Annotated in this window: 15 protein-coding genes; 4 read left to right on the top strand and 11 right to left on the bottom strand. The window is 59.0% G+C overall.

Annotated features, from left to right (window positions below; translation table 11 throughout):
* The 5 genes from HMPREF2751_RS00475 to mqo form a co-directional block, all read right to left on the bottom strand.
* A partial coding sequence (locus HMPREF2751_RS00475; RefSeq protein ID WP_070595119.1) for a cobyrinic acid a,c-diamide synthase CobB occupies positions 1-1,047 on the bottom strand: 1,047 nt, incomplete at its 3' end.
* On the bottom strand, positions 1,041-1,661 hold the full coding sequence (gene cobO, locus HMPREF2751_RS00480) for a cob(I)yrinic acid a,c-diamide adenosyltransferase (RefSeq protein ID WP_042389270.1): 621 nt from the start codon (positions 1,659-1,661) through the stop codon (positions 1,041-1,043). The genes cobO and HMPREF2751_RS00475, both read right to left, overlap by 7 nt.
* Complete coding sequence (locus HMPREF2751_RS00485; RefSeq protein WP_016422575.1) at positions 1,642-2,319, bottom strand: vWA domain-containing protein; 678 nt, start codon at positions 2,317-2,319, stop codon at positions 1,642-1,644. Before HMPREF2751_RS00485 ends, cobO begins: the two co-directional genes overlap by 20 nt.
* Positions 2,320-2,425: 106 nt before the next feature.
* Positions 2,426-3,577 (bottom strand): magnesium chelatase ATPase subunit I, encoded by a 1,152-nt coding sequence (locus tag HMPREF2751_RS00490; protein WP_048735587.1) that lies wholly within the window; start codon positions 3,575-3,577, stop codon positions 2,426-2,428.
* A gap of 93 nt (positions 3,578-3,670) precedes the next feature.
* Complete coding sequence (mqo, locus tag HMPREF2751_RS00495; protein WP_016422573.1) at positions 3,671-5,167, bottom strand: malate dehydrogenase (quinone); 1,497 nt, start codon at positions 5,165-5,167, stop codon at positions 3,671-3,673.
* A 163-nt stretch (positions 5,168-5,330) separates the two neighbouring features.
* Between mqo and HMPREF2751_RS00500 the strand changes: the two genes are divergently transcribed.
* Together HMPREF2751_RS00500 and mtr are read left to right on the top strand one after the other, a co-directional pair.
* The gene (locus tag HMPREF2751_RS00500; RefSeq protein ID WP_070595121.1) at positions 5,331-6,371 is read left to right on the top strand and encodes an alpha/beta hydrolase; all 1,041 of its coding nucleotides are present in this window, start codon (positions 5,331-5,333) and stop codon (positions 6,369-6,371) included.
* Positions 6,372-6,438: 67 nt separating this feature from the next.
* Positions 6,439-7,878 carry a mycothione reductase gene (gene mtr / locus HMPREF2751_RS00505; protein ID WP_070429299.1) on the top strand — a complete coding sequence of 480 codons (1,440 nt, stop codon included), beginning with the start codon at positions 6,439-6,441 and terminating at the stop codon, positions 7,876-7,878.
* Here mtr and HMPREF2751_RS00510 read toward each other — a convergent pair.
* From HMPREF2751_RS00510 to HMPREF2751_RS00525, 4 genes are all read right to left on the bottom strand, one after another.
* The gene (locus tag HMPREF2751_RS00510; protein ID WP_069358763.1) at positions 7,875-9,338 is read right to left on the bottom strand and encodes a cobyric acid synthase; all 1,464 of its coding nucleotides are present in this window, start codon (positions 9,336-9,338) and stop codon (positions 7,875-7,877) included. The genes mtr and HMPREF2751_RS00510 overlap by 4 nt on opposite strands.
* A 3-nt stretch (positions 9,339-9,341) precedes the next feature.
* Positions 9,342-10,253, bottom strand: coding sequence for a type I methionyl aminopeptidase (gene map, locus HMPREF2751_RS00515; protein WP_070595122.1), 912 nt, complete (start codon positions 10,251-10,253; stop codon positions 9,342-9,344).
* 68 nt (positions 10,254-10,321) lie between these two features.
* On the bottom strand, positions 10,322-12,169 hold the full coding sequence (locus HMPREF2751_RS00520; protein WP_070595123.1) for a penicillin-binding transpeptidase domain-containing protein: 1,848 nt from the start codon (positions 12,167-12,169) through the stop codon (positions 10,322-10,324).
* A gap of 59 nt (positions 12,170-12,228) precedes the next feature.
* On the bottom strand, positions 12,229-13,461 hold the full coding sequence (locus HMPREF2751_RS00525) for a M50 family metallopeptidase (RefSeq protein WP_070595125.1): 1,233 nt from the start codon (positions 13,459-13,461) through the stop codon (positions 12,229-12,231).
* A gap of 215 nt (positions 13,462-13,676) precedes the next feature.
* Between HMPREF2751_RS00525 and HMPREF2751_RS00530 the strand changes: the two genes are divergently transcribed.
* Entirely contained in the window at positions 13,677-14,078 is a 402-nt protein-coding gene (locus tag HMPREF2751_RS00530) for a DUF2631 domain-containing protein (RefSeq protein ID WP_016422566.1), read from the top strand.
* A gap of 117 nt (positions 14,079-14,195) precedes the next feature.
* Here the strand turns inward: HMPREF2751_RS00530 and rlmN are convergent, their stop codons facing one another.
* Positions 14,196-15,293, bottom strand: coding sequence for a dual-specificity RNA methyltransferase RlmN (rlmN, locus tag HMPREF2751_RS00535; RefSeq protein ID WP_049189669.1), 1,098 nt, complete (start codon positions 15,291-15,293; stop codon positions 14,196-14,198).
* A 117-nt stretch (positions 15,294-15,410) separates the two neighbouring features.
* Between rlmN and HMPREF2751_RS00540 the strand changes: the two genes are divergently transcribed.
* Complete coding sequence (locus HMPREF2751_RS00540) at positions 15,411-15,839, top strand: lipopolysaccharide assembly protein LapA domain-containing protein (protein ID WP_065421645.1); 429 nt, start codon at positions 15,411-15,413, stop codon at positions 15,837-15,839.
* Between the two features lie 21 nt (positions 15,840-15,860).
* On the opposite strand, the gene HMPREF2751_RS00545 is transcribed toward HMPREF2751_RS00540, so the two are convergent.
* Complete coding sequence (locus HMPREF2751_RS00545) at positions 15,861-16,766, bottom strand: phosphatidate cytidylyltransferase (RefSeq protein ID WP_049170784.1); 906 nt, start codon at positions 16,764-16,766, stop codon at positions 15,861-15,863.
* Positions 16,767-16,782: the final 16 nt, after the last annotated feature.

Raw genomic sequence — 16,782 nt, forward strand, 5'->3', positions numbered from 1 at the left:
ACGGCGCCCACCGAGATCTTCAAGCAGCCAGAGCAGCCCCGCGCATTCGCCGTGGATCAGCGCACCATCGTCGGCAGCCTGACGTAGATCGCGGCGAATGTCATCACGAATAGATAGCGCGTCGGCATGCTCTTCCGGGAATCCACCGGGCACGATGTAGCCTTCGGCTTCCGGCAGTTCGTCAACCAATGGGTCAAAATCCACGACCTCGGCTCCAGCGGCCTGCAATAGCTCACGGTGCTCTGCATAGGTAAACGAGAACGCAGGACCCGCCGCGACCGCCACGCGCACGCGGCGATTAAGAGCCAGCGGTGCAACGAACTGTGCAGGGGCCCATGGTTCAGCTGGATAGGGCTGCCGGGCAAGCTGGATAATCCGGTCGATGTCGATGTAGGTTTCCACCAAGTTGGCCATCGATTCAATGACCGCTTCTAGCTGCTCACCCTGCTCGACTGCAGTGACCAGCCCCAAATGCCTGCTGGGCACCTCAATATCAGTCACTCGCGGAATAGCGCCGAGCACCTCGACCCCCATGGCCTCCACAGAACGGGTAATGATGTCCGCATGCCGCGGGCTGCCCACCTGATTAATAATCACGCCACTGACACGGACGTCAGTGCGAAGCGTGGAGAAACCGTGGACAACAGCCGCCGCCGACTGCGACATATGCCGGGCATCAATCACCAACACCACCGGAAGGCCCAACAGTGAGGCAATCTCAGCCGTCGAGCCCTCCACCGATAGCGGGTCGTCACCAATGCGGCCGTCGAAAAGCCCCATAACCCCTTCGACCACCGCAATATCGCTGTCGGCAGCTCCATGTGCGTAGAGCGGCCCAATCATCTCAGGCGCGCACATAAAGGAATCCAGATTGCGCCCGGGACGACCAGCGGCTACCCCGTGATAGCCAGGATCAATATAATCGGGTCCGACTTTGAAAGGTGCCACCGCGTGACGACGCGACAGTGCACGCATCAGCCCCGTGGAGATTGTCGTCTTTCCCGTGCCTGAAGCTGTCGCCGCGATGACAATTCCAGGCGCTACCACTCGATGCCCTTTTGTCCCTTACGTCCGACATCCATCGGGTGCTTAATCTTGGTCATCTCCGTCACCAGATCCGCGACCTCCACGAGCTTCGGATCCGCATCGCGGCCAGTCATCACCACATGCTGGCGGCCGGGACGGTTCCTCAATGTCTCCACCACATCGTCGACATCAATCCAACCCCACTTGATTGGGTAGGTGAACTCGTCGAGGACGTAGAAGTCGTGCACCTCATTTTCCAGGCGCCGTTTAATCTCCTGCCATCCCTCGGCAGCAGCTGCCGCATGGTCCTCCTCAGTGCCCTGCTTACGCGACCAAGACCAACCTTCGCCCATCTTGTGCCATTCGACCGGGCCGCCTTCCCCCGTGTCGTCGTGAAGCTCGCCCAACCGGCGCATGACAGCTTCCTCGCCAACCTTCCACTTTGCCGACTTTACAAACTGGAAGACACCGATATTCATCCCCTGATTCCACGCGCGCATCGCCATACCGAATGCCGCGGTGGACTTGCCCTTACCTGGGCCCGTATGCACCGCAGTAATCGGAATCATGCGACGCTGCCTGGTGGTCAGTCCATCGTTGGGAATTGATTTGGGGTCAAGCTTTCCTTGTGCCATGGTCTCGATGATAGGCATGGACCACGCCCGCCACGGCTTCGGCATTGAGTTCGGAGAGATTTATGCAGGTCGCACCCAATTCCACGCTGAGTTCCTGTGCCAGCCCCAGCCGCACGCGAGAGCGCTCACAGTCGATAACCACCGTCGCCGCCAACGCTTGACGACGGATCTTTGCGGCCACAGCCCTCGCCTGCTGCAGGCCATTTTTACCCGTTGCTCGGCCGTCGGAGAGCAAGACCATGATTGCGCGCCGTGTGGGCTCCCTATGGGCTTCCCGAACTACCACTTCGTGTGCCTTCAGCAATCCTTCGGCCAATGGAGTTCGGCCACCAGTGCGGACATCTGCGAGGCGACGTACTGCGGTGTCGATAGACTTCGTCGGCGGTAAAACTAATTCGGCGTTATTTCCGCGGAAAGTAATGACAGCGACTTTATCGCGGCTTTGGTAGGCATCACGCAGCAGCGATGTGACCGCGCCGGTGACGGCTGCCAGACGGTCGCGTGCTGCCATGGAACCCGAGGTGTCCACGACAAAGACGACCAGATTGGACTCAGTTCCCTGTCGAATAGCGCCGTGAACGTCCTCCGGTTCCAGGGGAATCATGGAGTCGCCCATGCGGGCGCCACGATTGGCCGCCGCCAGCACTGTCGCCGGCACGTGGAGACCATGGCCTCCCCGCTCGGCACCAATGGTGCTGCCCCGCGGGCCAATGGCCTTGGAACGCCGACCGGAATCCCCTTGGCCGACACCGTCAACGCTGATTTTACGAACGGCGAAAGGGGGCGCCTTCAGCGGCGCGACCTCCCTTCGATCCCGAGGAATTCGACTGTTGTGGCTCCTGAGGTTCGGAGTTGGAGTCGAACTGGGAGACCTGCTCAGCATCGGGCTCTGGATCCGACTCCGGACTCGACTCTGGCTGATTCTGGTCATCTCGGAACTGCTCCTCTGCATCCTGCAGAGCATCGTCGAGCTGTTCCTGGTCCAGTCCTGGTTCATCAAAGGGGTCACGGCGACGACGGTGCGGCAGTGCCATTTCCGCAGCTACCTTAATGTCTTCCGCAGTGATCTCAATTGGATTGCCGGGTGCCGGCTGCGCCGACTCGTCCCCGGCTACTCGCCAGGCAGCGTGAGCGCGGGCGGTACGTGCAATGACGATGTCGGCACGCATCCCGTCCACATCAAAAGCAGCGCACACTGTGGCAATTTGACCAAGAATGTTGGGGGTCAATTCGACGTCGTCAAGCAGTGCGCGCGCGCGATCGATGCGAGCGTGTAGCGCATCGTCGTCGGCGGCGAACCGCGTGACAAAGCTCTCCGGGTCGGCGTCAAAGTCGAGGCGGCGGGCGACGATTTCCGCGCGGACAGCCGGATCCTTGGATGCGGTGACGTCGATGGCGAGACCAAAGCGGTCGAGAAGCTGGGGACGCAATTCGCCCTCTTCCGGGTTCATCGTGCCGACCAACACGAACCTGGAGGTTGCGGAGTGCGAGATGCCATCGCGTTCAACAACCACGCGACCGGTGGCTGCGGCATCGAGAACGGAGTCAACGAGATGATCCGGCAGCAGGTTAATCTCGTCGACATAGAGAATGCCACCGTCAGCCGCGCTGAGTAGTCCCGGGTTGAACTGTGCGTGTCCGGTAGTCAGGACGGTCTCCACATCGATGGAGCCTACGACTCGATCTTCCGTAGCGCCGAGTGGCAGGTTTACCAACGATCCGCTGAGAAATGGCGCCAACGCGCGGACCGTAGTGGTCTTCGCTGTGCCCTTCTCACCGCGGATGACGACACCACCAATCTCCGGGGATAGCGCGGTCAGAATCAACGCAAGCTGTAGTCGCTGCTGCCCGACGATCGCAGTAAAAGGAAAAGTGGGCTCTGTTTGTGCAGTGGTCGCTGACGTGATTTTTTCCATAAGCACAGTTCTACCCCACTGCGAACGGATGGCTCACAGCGGGGTAGAACAATGTTGGCTTAATTGAACTCTTTGAAGCTCTTCAGCGAGTTACTAGCGCTCCAACTTCAGGGCCTTCTGGGAAGCCTCCCAGACCTCCTTGAACAGAGCCGGGTCATCAGCCAGGTGCGTACCGTAGGACGGGACGAGCTCCTTCAGCTTCGGAGCCCACTTGCCCATGTGGCGACCGAAGCAGCGCTCAATCAGGCTGATCATCACGGCCGGAGCGATGGAAGCGCCCGGGGATGCACCCATCAGGCCGGCAATGGTGCCGTCCCACGAGTTGATGACCGCGGTACCGAACTCGAGGGTACCGAAGACCGGAGCCTTCATCGGCTTAATGACCTGGACGCGCTGACCAGCGACGATCAGCTCCCAGTCCTCTGGGCGAGCGTTCGGGACGTACTCACGCAGGGACTCAATACGTGCGTCGAAGTCCTTCAGAACCTCAGTAATCAGGTACTTGGTCAGCCCCATCTCCTGGACACCAACACCCATCATGGACGGCAGGTTGGCCGGACGCAGGGACTTAATCAGGTCCAGGTTGTTACCGTTCTTGAGGAACTTCATGTTCCAACCGGCGTACGGGCCAAAGAGCAGGCCGCGCTTGCCGTCGATAACACGGGTGTCCAGGTGCGGAACGGACATCGGCGGCGTGCCGACGGAAGCCTTACCGTAGACCTTGGCGTCATGCTTAGCAATGACTTCCTCGTTGGTGCAGCGCAGCCACTGACCGGAGACCGGGAAGCCACCGAAACCGCGAATCTCGTTAATACGAGCCTTCTGCAGCAGCGGCAGTGCGTCACCGCCGGCACCGACGAATACGAAGTTGGCAACCAGGGTGCGAACGTCCTTGGTGTGCAGGTTCTTCACGGTGACGATCCACTTGGAACCGTCGCGCTTCAGACCGGTGACCTCGTGTCCGTAGCGAATCTCAGTACCCATATCGGACAGTGCGGCCAGGTACTGCTTGGTCAGTGCACCGAAGTTAACGTCCGTACCATTCGGGTTACGAATAGCGGAGACCGGCTTGGAGAAGTCACGACCCTCGGACATCAGCGGAAGGTACTCAGCGAAACGGTCCGGATCCTCAATGAGCTCCTGACCGTGGAACAGTGGCTCCTTCTCAAGTGCCTCATAGCGACGACGCATGAACGCCATCTGCTCCGGACCCTGAGCGAAGGTGGTGTGATCAACTGGGTTGATGAATTCCTTCGGGTCAGTCAGGGTGCCGTTTTCAATCAGCGAGGTCCACAGCTGGCGGGAAACCTGGAACTGCTCATTAATGAGCTTAGCCTTGGTGACATCGACCTTGCCGTTCTTCTCCGGCGTGTAGTTCAGCTCACACAGAGCAGAGTGGCCGGTGCCAGCGTTGTTCCACGGGGAGGAAGACTCCTTGGCGGGCTGATCGAGACGCTCGAACAGAACCTGTGACCAGGATGGCTCGAGCTCCTTGAGCAGCACACCCAGCGTCGCACTCATTACACCTGCACCAATGAGGACGACGTCTACCTCGTCGCCACTGGAAGCAGGAAGCTTGTTATCAGCCATTTTGCTGTCAACATCCTTACTAACTTGATTAGTGATTCAAACTAGCGCTCGCTCACATGCGCGCACACAACTAAAGACGCAAAAGAGAGCTACCGTCTCAGTCCATAATCTATTGTGGCACACATTCCCACTACCCCCGGTAATCGGCGCTAGGCTTGACCCTGTGACTACCGATATTCCCGATTTCGTTACCCCCACCTTTAACCCCGATAACCTAGGCGAAGACTACAGCCAACATGTCATCGAACTCGGCCAGGACCCCGACGGTGAGGGATCCGTACACGCGGTATTGGTCCGCTACTGCCCCGACTCGTCGGCAAGCGACTTCCAAAAACGTCCGGCGGTTCTATGGATTCACGGGATGTCGGACTATTTCTTCCAGAAGCACGTAGCGGAACGGTACCACGCCGAAGGCTACGCCTTTTACGCTATTGACCTGCGTAAGTGCGGGCGCGCGCACCAACCTGGGCAGACTTGGCATGGCTGCAGCGATCTGACGAATTACTTCGAGGATCTCAACAGGGCACTCGCAGTGTTAGACCACGCCGGTCATACAACTGTCACTGTTAATGCGCACTCCACTGGTGGTCTCATTGCCGTGCTCTGGCTCGATTGGTTACGAAGCACAGGCGGCCATTGCCCGCAAGCACCCAATATTTCCGTCACGGCTGCCGTCTTGAACTCACCGTGGCTGGCTCTGCACGTTTCCCGGGCAAAGGCTCCCGTGTACTCGCTGGTGACTCGTGTTATGTCGCGGATTCGCCCCAACAGTCTTATTCCAGTGCAGTCTGCGGGCGGCTATGGAAAATCCATTAGCGCCGACCACCAGGGGCGTTGGGAGTACAACCGCACTTTCAAGCCGCTGGCTGGCCATGACAAGAACTGGCGTTGGCTCAATGCCATCATCGTCGGCCAGCAACGTGTCAGCCGCGGTATCGATACCGGCGTGCCGACGCTCGTCCTCCACTCGGACAACTACCTTCTCGGCTCCGACTACACACCGGAGCACAGCCGCGTTGACTCTGTCCTCAACACTGAGCAAATTGCCGATGCCACTGCCCACTTGGGACCGCACGCTCGCAACGTCGCGATTCCGGGTGCTCTCCATGACGTCTACCTTTCCGCACCCGAAGCACTTGACCGCGCTTTTAATGAGACCTTTCAGTTCCTTGCCACAGTCAATCCAGGAGACAGCTCAAAATAGGAGCACAGAATAGGAACTCGGAATAAATCAGCATTCAGTACGGTTGAACCAAACTAGTTTGACCAGAATGCTAGGAGTGCTTGTGACCACTGAGAATTCGCCTGAGACTACCCCACGCCACTACGACGTCATCATTATCGGAACCGGGTCCGGCAATTCCATTCCAGCCCCAGCCTACGACAATGTCCGTATCGCTCTGGTGGAGGAAGGACGCTTCGGCGGTACTTGCCTCAACGTTGGGTGTATTCCCACCAAGATGTTCGTTCTGGCCGCTGATGCCGCCCGCAACATCCGCGAGGCCAGCCGCCTGGGTGTGCACGGCACCTTCGACTCCGTTGATCTCAAGCAAATCCAGGATCGCGTTTTTGCCCAGCGCGTCGACCAGATTGCCGACGGCGGCGAGGCATACCGCCGCGGGGACGAGACTCCCAATATCGATGTCTACGACCGGCACGCAACGTTCGTCGGCCGCCGCACTATTCGCACTGGCATCGGCGAGGAAACCGTCGACATCACAGCCGACAACATCATCATCGCTGCAGGCTCCCGCCCTCACGTTCCGGGCCTCATCGCAGACTCCGGGGTCGATTACTACACCAACGAGAACATCATGCGCGTCGACAAGCTCCCGCGCGAAATGATCGTCGTCGGCGGCGGCTACATCGCTAGCGAGTTCGCGCACGTCTTCGCCTCCTTCGGTACGAAGGTGCACATGCTGGTGCGCTCCGATGTCATGCTGCGTGGCTCAGACGCCGCTATCTCCGAGCGCTTCCACGAGGTTGCCGCCCGCGACATTGACATCCGCATGAACACCTCCATCACTGAACTCTCCCAGGAGGGCGAGATCGTCACGGCCACGCTTGACGACGGCACGGAGATCGCAGCCGATGCCCTGCTCGTGGCAACCGGACGCATTCCCAACGGTGACCGTATGGACCTTGCAGCCGGTGGTGTGGAGATGCACGACGATGGTCGCATCAAGGTTGACCAGAACGGCCGCACCTCTGCCGAAGGTGTGTGGGCGCTGGGCGATGTCTCTAGCCCGTACCAGCTGAAGCATATTGCCAACCATGAGGCCAAGGTTGTCTTCCACAACGTGCTGAACCCGTCGGACCTGCGCGAATTTGACCACCGCTACATTCCGTCGGCAGTCTTCTCACATCCGCAGATTGGTCAGGTCGGTATGACCGAGGATGAAGCTCGCGCCTGGGCTGCGGAAAATGGCACGGAGATTACCGTGAAGGTACAGAACTACGGCGATGTCGCCTACGGCTGGGCGCTGGAGGATCGCGACGGCTTCGCTAAACTGATTGCGGACCGCTCCACCGGCCGCCTGCTGGGTGCGCATTTCATCGGCGAGCAGGCTGCCACCCTAGTGCAGCAGTGCATCCAGATGATGAGCTTCGAAATGGATGTGCGCGAAGTTGTCAAGGGCCAGCACTGGATCCACCCAGCACTGCCAGAGCTGATTGAAAACGCAATCCTGGGCCTGGAGTTCGATAACTAGCCCAGCTGTTCAATACCTGTGGCCTGGGCCAATGCGGGCCCAGCCAGGTACTTCTCGACTGCATTGGCCAACAGGTCGACCTGCAGCAGCCGTTCTCCGGCAAACGAAGTATTAGGACTGACCTCAAAGCCGTCCCGACCGACGGCAACTGCAACTTCCATCAGCAACTCACGGCGCGCCTGATCATTTTCCAGGTAGCCGTGGCGGTGCGTGCCCATCACCATGCCACGCCGCGCCCCTTCTTCAGGCTCAGTGATAAAAGGCGCCTCGCTGCTTCGCACAACCTGTCCATTGTGGACTTCGTAAGAGCCATCCGGGTGGCTCACCAGCGTCTTCGTCCCCGCGAATTCAATGTCGGTATCGAACACGCCAAGCCCGTTCACTGTCCCGGCTACCGACTCCACCGAGTCAGTGATGGTGGTGCAGAGCATTTGGAACCCACCGCAGATGCCAATCAGCGGCAGCCCTCGGGCGGCTCGGTTCTCCAGTACGTCGTCAAGCCCACGCTCGCGCAACCACTTGAGATCGGCGACCGTCGACTTCGTCCCGGGCAACACGACCAGGTCGGCGCGAGCAACGACCGACGGATCGACCGTCCACTGCACGTGTACCCCTGGTTCACAGGCAAGCGCTTCGATATCGGTGGCGTTGGACACGCGCGGCAAGCGAATGGCGGCCACGGACAACGTTTCCGTACCCAGCGGTGCGTTCGCCGGCCCTACCGACGCACCAGCGACTGTGCCGAGCGAATCCTCCGCATCGATCCACAGCCCCGGAATAAAAGACACTACGCCGAGTACGGGCACGCCGGTGTGCTCGCGCACCACGTCCAATCCCGGTGTCAACAGCGAAACATCGCCCCGGAACTTGTTGACGATAAAACCGGTAATCCGCGCGCGGTCTTCGGGGCTCAAAATTGCATGCGTGCCGACGAAATGTGCAAGCACCCCACCGCGGTCGATGTCGCCGGCGACCACAACCGGCAAATCAGCGAGCTCTGCCAAGCCCATGTTGGCGATGTCTGACTCTCGCAGATTGACCTCGGCAGGACTACCAGCGCCTTCGCACAAGACGACATCGAACTGCCCCCGCAGCTCTTCCAATGTCTCCGCGACTACCCCGCGCAACGCTTTTCGACGCGACCGGTACGTCAGAGCGCTCACATGCCCATCGGCTTTGCCCTTCACCACCACCTGACTAGTGTGGTCCGAGCCCGGCTTGAGAAGCACCGGGTTAAAGGAGACATCCGGCTCCAGCCCACAGGCGAGCGCCTGCAGAGCCTGCGCGCGCCCAATCTCGCCGCCGTCAAGCGTGACAGCGCAGTTGTTGGACATGTTCTGTGCTTTGAAGGGTGCGACCTTCACGCCGCGGCGCGCGAGCAGCCGACACATGCCGGCGACCAGAACCGACTTACCGGCATCTGAGGTGCAGCCGGCAATCAGAGCTGCAGGGGCCTGCACGGGTTAGGCCTCGGGCTTCCAACCAGTTTGGAACTGACCTGGCACGTTCTGCTCATCCGGCAGAGTGAGGATTTCATAGCCGTCGGAGGTCACCAGCACCGTGTGCTCGAACTGGGCGGTGAACTTGAAGTCATCATTCTGCACAGTCCAGCCATTATCCCAGATGTGGTACGGCAGCTCACCAAGGTTAATCATCGGCTCAACAGTCAAGGTCATGCCCGGCTCGAAAATGGTGTCCTGGCTCGGCTCATCGTAGTGGAGAACGATTAAACCATTGTGGAACGTGGTACCGACACCGTGACCGGTGAAGTCCCGAACGGTGTTGTATCCAAAACGCTTAGCGTAAGACTCGATTACGCGGCCGATGACATTAATCTCACGGCCCGGCTTGATGACCTTAATGCCGCGCATGGTGGCGTTGTAAGTGCGCTCCACTAGCTGGAGGTGCTCCTCCGAGACATTGCCCGCGAGGAAAGTCGCGTTGGTGTCACCGTGGACGCCGTTCTTGTATCCGGTGACGTCGACATTGACGATATCGCCGTCTTCAATAACCTGAGTGTCCGGAATACCGTGGCAGACAATCTCATTGAGAGACACACAGCACGACTTCTCGAAACCGCGGTACCCCAGCGTGGACGGGTAGGTGTCGTGATCCAACAGGTACTCGTGCACCACCCGGTCAATCTCATCCGTGGTCACGCCCGGAGCTACGGCCTTGCCGGCCTCCACCAACGCGTTGGCAGCAATGCGAGAGACCTCTCGCATATTTTCAATATCTTCCGGAGTCTGTACCAGCGGCTCGCCGACGCCTTCCTGAACCTCGTCCTTCCAGGCGTACTCCGGCCGTTCAATATGTGCCGGAACGGTGCGAATCGGAGTGGACTTTTGCTGAGTAAGTGGAGAACGCTGAGTCATGGAACATACTCTACCCCTACCCCCGGATTAGCCTTTCGGCCTGTGCCGGTTTCAAAGCCAGAAATGCTCTAGCCCTCGTCCCCCGAACCTTCATCGATATTGGCGAAGAAGGCATCGGTAATCGCCACGGCATGCTCCGAGCCACCACCGCCAACGATAAGCGTGGCAAAGGCCAAATCATCGCGGTAGCCAGTAAACCAAGCGTGGGAGCCGCCAGCGTACTCGGCCTCACCGGTCTTTGCATAGACTTCACCTCGACCGGCAATGGCCGAACCAGTACCAGAGGTCACCACCGCCCGCATGAGTGTGCGAACCTCATTCAAAACCTCAGGCGGCAGTGGCTTTGATACCTGCGACTGCCAGGTTCCCGCGCTTGGCACGAGTGACGGTGTCGGAGTGCGTCCGGCCGCCACCGTCGCGGAAACCAGGGCCATGCCAAACGGGCTGGCCAAGTCATTGCCCTGCCCATAGCCCGCATCGATACGCTCGACTTCATCACTGCCATCAGACACGCTGCCGGTAATAGTGTCGAGGCCCGCGATGTGATAGTTGATGCCGATGCCGAAGTTCTTGGACTCCTCCTTGAACTGCCCTGGCTCCAACTTGTGAGAGATGTTGCCAAACGTGGTGTTACAAGACCGCGCGAACGCATCGCTCAGCGAGGTATTCCCGACACCACTTCCGTTGTAGTTGGTGACAATACGCGGCCCGATCTCCATCGAACCTGGGCACGGCACAGTCGACCCCGCATTTAGCCCCTCGTGCTGCACACCTGCGGCGGCAGTGACAATCTTGTACGTCGATCCCGGCGGGAACTGTCCCATCAGCGCAAGGTCGCCGTCCTTATCTGCTTCCGCCGTCTGTGCTACCGCCAGAATCTTGCCCGTAGACGGCTGCACAGCCACCAGCATTGCCTTAGCATCTTGCCGCGTATCGACGGCCTTTTGCGCTGCGTCCTGCACCTTTTTACTAATTGATGCCTGCACCGCCGGCGCTACATCCGGAGACACCTCATAGAGCGTGCCGACGACGGCTCCGCCCTCGTTGGCCGCCACGATATTCCAGCCATCGGCACCGTGATCACCGGTGTCCACTAGTCTTTCCACGCGGCTCATCAAATCGGGCGCGAACCCCGGGTCGGGTCGCACCATAGCGGCTTCATCGTTAACCGAAATTCCATCAATGTCAGCGAGATCATCTTTGACACGCTGTGGCGTGGATGCCGGCAGCACAATCAGTGAAAAGTTACCCTTCCCACCAGCTGCCTGCTCCCCTATAGCGCGCGCGTCAAGCTTCGGACCATCTTCCGGCATTTCATTATTGATGACCGTCGCCGCCCGGTTAATCGACGACTGCACATTCTCCGCCCCATCACGATTGAGAATTACCCGGTGCACAGTCCCCGGCTCAAGCAAGGCCGCACCGTCCGAACCAACCACAGACGGACGTGGAGCTGCGATAGTGCGCAATTCTGGGTGCTGATTACGCCCCAGCTGTGGATGCAGGGATGCTGGCGACCAGCGCAACGCCCAATCCCGTTGCCCAGCCTCAGTCTTGGTCAGCGTGAAAGTGGTGTCATATCCCCAGCGTCGCTGATGCGGCAGCTGCCAATTCATGGTGACTTCGGCCGAGGACTGATTCGAGCTGGAATCGATACCCGCAATCTCATACTCAAGCCCCTCCGGCTGGAGTCCGGCAGTGGCCGCCTTCAGATCTCCTTCAGCGGAGTCCGGGTGATCAGTCAGTGCCGCCGCCTTAGCAACGTCCCCTCCCGCCAGCGCCCCCAGGAATTCCTCGAGCACCTCGCGCCCGGTGTCAGGCCGCGGCGTACACGCGGCGGATGACAACACCAGACCCGTGATTGCCACAGCCGAGATACTGCGAAGCAGGGGCTTGCGGCGCGAAGTTTGTTCCATGTGGGCTGACGTTAGCACCGCTTTGCTTTACGACGACGCTGGCACGCCGCAACCTGCTATCAGCGGTTCAGCACAATTGGATTGACCACGTCAGCGGCCATGACCAGAACGCCGAATACCAGCAAAACCGCGGTAAAGGCCATAGTAACTGGCATGAGTTTGGTGTAATCGGCAGGCCCAAGCGCTGGCTTACCGAATGCCTTGCGAATCACGTCTCGAATGCGTTCATAAATAACAACGGCGATGTGGCCACCGTCGAGTGGCGGCAACGGCACGAGGTTGAACACGGCCAGGAAGTAATTGAGGTTGGCCAGCAATAGGAAGAACGACGGCCACTGGTTCATCTCCACCAATTCACCGCCGGCACGCGAAGCGCCGACGACGCTCATTGGGCTGGCCGGGTCACGCTGAGCACCGAAGATGGACGCAACCACACCGGGAACCTTCTCCGGGATGGAGAGCAGCCCATTCCAAACCGCCCCAAAAAGACTGCCTGTGAAGCTGGCCGCACCACCGATGGCAGTCACTGCGTTGTACTCGTGGAGGATGGTCTCTGGGCGCTGGAAGGCGATACCAATTGCTGGCTGGTCGATGTCCTGCCCGTCGTTAGTCTTGCGCTTGACGACTTCCGGGGTGACCGTGACCGTCTGGGTGCTGCCATTGCGGTCGATGGTCATTTTGATGTCGCCACCTGCAGAGCTACCGATGAGAGACACAGCCTCGGGGTAGGACGTGATCTTGGTGCCATTGATCTTCTCAATCACATCTCCGGCACGTAGCCCTGCGCGCTCTGCAGGACCGGAACCAGTGCAGGGCTCCAGCGTGCCGTCGGCACGCTGTGCCGGCGAGACGCACTGCACCGCCTGAATGCGTGGCGCCATTTCCTTACCCATGTTGGGCAAACCCCACGTCACGGCAATGAAGTAAAGAATGATGAATCCAACGATGAGGTTCATTGCCACCCCACCGAGCATCACGATAATGCGCTGCCACCACGGCTTCTTGTACATGGCGTAGGGTTCTTCGGCAGGAGCGATGGGATCCATTGCTGTCATGCCTGCGATGTCGCAGAATCCGCCAAAGGGAATTGCCTTTATTCCATACTCGGTGTCATGCCCACCTGCCGCAGCGTGATGCCGCTTGAAGGAAAACAGCGTTGGGCCGAAGCCAATGAAGTATCGACGCACTCGCATTCCACACAGGCGAGCTGCGGTGAGATGGCCCCATTCGTGAAGGGCGATTGTCACCGCGATGCCGATTGCGAAGAGTAAAACTCCAAGAAGAAATGTCACGAGTGCTCACCCTACCCCCACTTTGGGCAAACGAGCACACCGGCGAACAGTTTCCGGCCGGGCTAAGTCCCAATTTCAGCAAGTTCTAAGGTATCCTTACACCCGATACTCAAGATTGTCTGAAAATGCGCTCAGTCGCTTTCAGCAAAACCGCAGATAGACTGAAGTGCATATAGAGTGCAATTCGCCGAAAGTGTTAACAGGAGGACTTTCAAGTGAGCAACCACGAGCCAAAGGAAGAAATTTACCGCGGCGTCAGCACCCTCGACGAGCCGTCGGCGAAGTGGGGCTGGCACGGCATTAGCAAGAGCGCTATGCAGAAGGCCGGCTGGATTTCCGTAATCTTCCTGCTGGGCATGACCATTGGTAACCACAAGGGCAACGTCGAGAACTGGTGGCTGGTCGTCATCGCCGCCCTGATTGCTATTGGCCTGCTGTTGCAATTGTTCGCCCCGCAGGGTTCTCAGGTTCGCACCGTTACCGGTCACAACAAGCCGGAAGGCCACATTGAGCCGGAGTGGGCACGCGACCAGGTTAACGGCACTGGCGTCTACGCTAACCTGACCGACTCTCAGCTGCGCTCCTGGAACCGCCTGCCGGAAGGCCAGAACCAGTAGAGTTAGCCACTTTTGCAGAAAGTCTGGCCTAACAGCTCTATAGCAACAGCTCTATAGCGCTACAGCGCACAAGAAAATCCGCACCGAATTCGGTGCGGATTTTTTGCTATTTGTCGGCTAAACCTCTTCGGCCGCCAGCTGACCACACGCTGCCGCAATCTCGTTGCCACGGGTATCGCGGACCGTGCACGGTACCCCCTGCGCCTGTACGCGGCGGACGAACTCCTCCTGCTGCTTCTTCGGAGAGGCGTCCCACTTCGACCCCGGAGTCGGGTTGAGCGGAATCAGGTTGACGTGGACACGTGAGCCCAGAGCATTGTGGAGCTTCTTACCCAACAAGTCTGCACGCCAATCCTGGTCGTTAATATCGCGAATCAAAGCGTACTCAATAGATACGCGACGGCCTGTCTTGTCTGCGTAGTAGCGAGCTGCATCAAGCACCTCAGCTACTGTAAAGCGATTGTTGATCGGTACCAGCTCATCGCGAAGCTCGTCATCCGGAGTGTGCAGAGACACCGCGAGGGTGACTGACAAGTCCTCGTCGGCAAGCCGTCGGATGTTCGGCGCGAAACCGACCGTAGAGACGGTGACATTGCGCATCGAGATGCCGAATCCCTCCGGCGACGGCCGCGTGATGCGATGGACGGCGGCGAGAACGCGATTGTAGTTCGCGAGCGGCTCACCCATGCCCATGAATACGATGTTGGTCAGGCGACCGCCCTCGGCTGCCATAGTGGCAGCGGCCTCACGAACTTGGTCGACAATCTCCGCGGTGGAGAGATTACGCTGCAGACCGCCCTGACCCGTCGCACAGAATGGGCATGCCATACCGCAACCGGCCTGTGAGGAAATACAGAGGGTCGCACGCCCCGGGTACTTCATCAGCACGGATTCCAGCAGCGTACCGTCACCTGCACGCCACAGCGTCTTACGGGTTTCGCCGTCGTCACAGGTGATGTGGCGAACGGGAGTCAACAAAGGTGGGAAGAGACTGTCTTTGACCTTTTGACGGTCTGCTTCCGGCAGATCAGTCATCGTCATAGGGTCAGCCTCAAGCCGACCGTAATAGTGCCGGGCAATCTGATCGGCGCGGAAGGCCGGCAGGCCCAGTTCCTTGACCGCAGCCTTCCGTTCCTCAACATCGAGGTCCGCAAAATGGGTCGCGGGCATGCCGCGACGTGGAGCTTTAAGAACGATTGGAAGTGAAGATGCCATGATGGCACCCATTTTCGCATGTAATAACGGTTTTGGCCTAATGAGCGACTAGGCAGCCGCAACTAAGTGGACCTTTACAAGTGGTACATACCTGCCAAAACGTGTTGAATGATAGGTATGACTAACGCTAATCAGCCGAATAACGACAGTCCGCTTTTCGACGATACTCCGTCGTACTCTCCAAATGATTCCGTGGCTCCTGCACCAGAGCAGGACAACCTTCCAGAGCCAGTCGTTGACGCGCCCGCAGAGAAGGACTCCACACCGGAGCCAGCGCCCGCTCCTGGCCGGCGCAAGGTGAAAAAGACTACCGCGGGCTCGATGTGGGTTGGCCTGGTCATCAGTGCAGTTTTGCTGATCGTATTGCTTGTATTCATTCTGCAGAATCAGCAGGAGACCACACTAAACCTGTTCGGCTGGGCCTGGAACTTCCCGGTCGGTGTCGGAATGCTGTTCGCTGCTATCCTCGGCGCCCTCATCACTGCGCTAATCGGTGGCTGGCGAATGTTTGATCTGCGCCGCCAGATTCGTAAGGGCGACAACTAAAGCCCGACTGAACCAGCCAAATTAAACCAGGCTGAAAAGCTGCAATATCAGCCACGTCATCGCGGCTGATGGCAGCATGCCATCCAGGCGGTCCATCAGACCGCCGTGGCCCGGCAATATCGAGGACATATCCTTAATCCCCAGATCGCGTTTGAACTGGGACTCCATCAGGTCACCAAGCGTGGCGGAGATAACCAAGGCAATGCCCAGCACGATGCCCTGCCACCACGGCGCGTGCAACATAAAGATTGCACAGAGCGCTCCAGTAATAGTGGCGAGTACGAGAGAGCCGCCGAACCCTTCCCAGGATTTTTTAGGGCTTACCTTTGGGGCCATCGGATGCTTTCCGAACATGACACCGGCGGCATAGCCTCCGACGTCATTGGAAATCACCCCGATCATGAAGGTCACAATGACCAGACGGGGATCGACTTCCCAGGGATTGTCCATGTGCACCAGCTGCACAGCTAGCGCCGCAAAGAACGGAATCCACATCACCACGAAAACTCCGACTGCGACATCCCGCAGCCAGTTCCGTGGTGCTTCAGCCATCCCGTGCAAAAACAGACGGGTGACTAGTAAAAGCATCAGGGTAACAGTCAGGCCCATGACCAGACCGTCAATCCCCCAGTAGGCGGACAGCCACACCATCAGCTGTCCGCCGAAAATCAGAACCGGGCGAGGGACCTGCCAATCGGACTCGCGGAGCCGCTCGCAGACCTCCCAGGTTGCAAGGCCAACCGCCGCGGCGACCAGAACGGTCCAGGCGAGCGCCCCCAGCAGCAAGCCGATGATGACGACTGCACCAAGTGCTACGCCCACCGTAATTGCAACCGGCAGGTTCCGACCTGCCGAGTTACGCGGCTTAATAAGCCGTAGCTCGTCTAGAACACGTTCCTTATTGGACGCTGGCTTCGACGTTGGCATTGGCGCCTCAAATCCC

The sequence above is a fragment of the Corynebacterium sp. HMSC063G05 genome (assembly GCF_001810555.1).
Classification (GTDB): domain Bacteria; phylum Actinomycetota; class Actinomycetes; order Mycobacteriales; family Mycobacteriaceae; genus Corynebacterium; species Corynebacterium jeikeium_D.